Source organism: Rhodoplanes azumiensis, from assembly GCF_042682915.1.
GTDB classification, from domain to species: domain Bacteria; phylum Pseudomonadota; class Alphaproteobacteria; order Rhizobiales; family Xanthobacteraceae; genus Rhodoplanes; species Rhodoplanes azumiensis.
The window spans coordinates 1-2,181 of sequence record NZ_JBHUIW010000062.1 but is presented as its reverse complement, the minus strand read 5'-3'; the positions used below and the strand labels follow the sequence as shown (position 1 = coordinate 2,181).

Sequence of the window (2,181 nt, the reverse complement as noted above, 5' to 3'; positions counted from 1 at the left end):
CCTGCGTCTTCGTCATGGGACTACTCCTAGTGATAGTCCTATGACTTCCGGCCCCGATCACCCGGTCAAGGCGGCCTCAACCGGACGGGTACACAAGGCCAATCTCCGCGCGATCTGTAGACGGTGCAGCCGAGAGCGTGCGCAAGGGCGTAGAACGCACATGCCGACCAACCGGGCCGCTGTGTGTAGGCCGACGGCCGTTGCATCGGGCAGAGTGACGTACACTGGACCGGAGCTTCGCTAAGTCCTTAATTTGTTGACGGTAAGAGCGACTTTGAAGGGCGCCTCGGCGCCAATCTCGCAGGATTTGACGAAATGCCTGTCCAGGACCAACATTTAGTGGTCCAATGTGGCTTCCAGATCACCCACTGAGGGTGGGTGCTTGCTAAGCTGTTCACAGACAATTGCGTTCCGAATCTCTGGTTGGCGCCCACATGTTCACCGGGGGGGCAGGGCTTGAACCTGGACAACCATGACTGGTCCCCTCTTGTCGAACTATCTGCAGCTTGCCAAGATGGAACGGCTGATTTGGCCGGGCGTTTCCGCCAGAGGCGGGGCTGCCGCGAGCTGTGTGAACCATTTGCTAAGACAACACACGCATGCTGTCGAGCGGAGAGAATCCGCGTCCTCAGTCGTGCGTGTCTGTCAATGACCTAACGGCAAGGGGCGGGCTATGCCAACATCTGCGGCTAGGGTTATGTGGGATAATCAATTCGACGACACGGTGTTCCCACACCTGCGGGACGATGAATCATATCGTGCCTTCGTGGAGAAGGTTTCTGAGACCGAATCTTCGATGCTACTGGTCGATCGCGACGCGAAACATGCGGCAATTCTCTTGACGCGCCTCTTCCAACTGAGCCGTCAGAGCGTCGACATCTTAACGGGCAGACTCGACGACCGCGTGTACGGAACTCGCGAATTGATGGATGCCTGCATTGAGTTTCTGAACGCAAACCAGGATGCCAGACTGAGGATCCTTTCTGAAATGCGGATCGCACCGCAACACCCTCTTCTGAAGCGGATTCAGGACGAGGGCTTTTCAGATCGTCTTGAAATATCCCTAGTGCCAGACAACCTACGGCCTGGGTACCATTTGGCTGTGGGCGACGCACTCCATTTCCGCTTCGAACCAAACGGGGAAGTTACGGAGGCGTTCGTGAAATTCGGCGATCGAGTCGACGGTAGCAGGTTGCAATCCGCCTTCGATTCGCTGCACAATGCGGTGCGCGAATATGAAGGGGAGCGCGCTCAGGAGTTGGTCGACTCTGATTGAGTCCTGATGATAGCGCCCCCAAGCGGGGGCGCGCCATGTTTGATTGGATCGCGAATTCCTATAGCACATTCATTGCTGGATTTGCTTCGACTGTTCATGTCGAAGGCTTGCTCCATTTAGCAACCTTCACCTCAGCAGTCACGATCGGCTATGTAGGCTTGGACCGAATCAAAGGGACTGAGCACAGTAGTACTCTTGAACAAGAAATCCAGCGTGTTAGGGACGCGACTGTCGACATGTTGACCGCTCAAGCGGTCGTACATGCGAACGGAAAACTTCGATTGTTCTACCAATTTCCTGCCGTCTATGTCTTATGCTATGTGGCAGGATTCAAAATCAAGCACGGGTTTAGGCGATTATATAGGCCGCTCTGCTTCCAGTATTATGTCCCATTGCTGGGCTACTTTAGGACTCGGCACGATCTTAAGGTCGTCACGGCGATGGCGATCATATCGACGCTCAGCTTTCTTGCACTTAGCGCTGCTACAGTTTGGGAAATACCTGCGGTGGCAAACAAATCCACCTCAGGTGCTCTATTTATAATGTATGTGACTATTTTATTCTGGATACTAATTAGTGTCTCTGCGTCGTATAGGCTGAGCAAAATTAAGTATATATGCCAAAGATTAGAGCAGCAGGTCGAGAATAGGATGAATGAGCTACTGCAAACCAAATTCAGGGCGAAGAATGTGCCTGAGATCGATACGGTAGGTGCCGGCCGACAATCGACGAAGTCAACTGAATCTCCGTCTGGTCGTGCTCGACAAAGCTAACCAGAAGCGCGATTCTTCCGCCAAAAAGGATACTTGATCTGTACCCGTCCGGTTGAGGCCGCCTTGACCGGGTGATCGGGGGTGGAAGTCATAGGACTATCACTAGGAGTGGTCCCATGACGAAGGCGCAGA

At 53.7% G+C, this 2,181-nt stretch carries 1 protein-coding gene; it reads left to right on the top strand.

The window, feature by feature from the left end; all coding sequences use genetic code 11:
- Positions 1–697: 697 nt before the first annotated feature.
- A complete protein-coding gene (locus tag ACFSOX_RS23555; protein ID WP_378480255.1) occupies positions 698–1,276 on the top strand; it encodes a DUF7931 domain-containing protein in 579 nt (192 codons plus the stop codon).
- Positions 1,277–2,181 lie beyond the last annotated feature (905 nt).

Excerpts from the sequence above, each read along its gene's own strand:
- ACFSOX_RS23555 (WP_378480255.1), top strand. The coding sequence starts at position 698 with ATGTGGGATAATCAATTCGACGACACGGTGTTCCCACACCTGCGGGAC.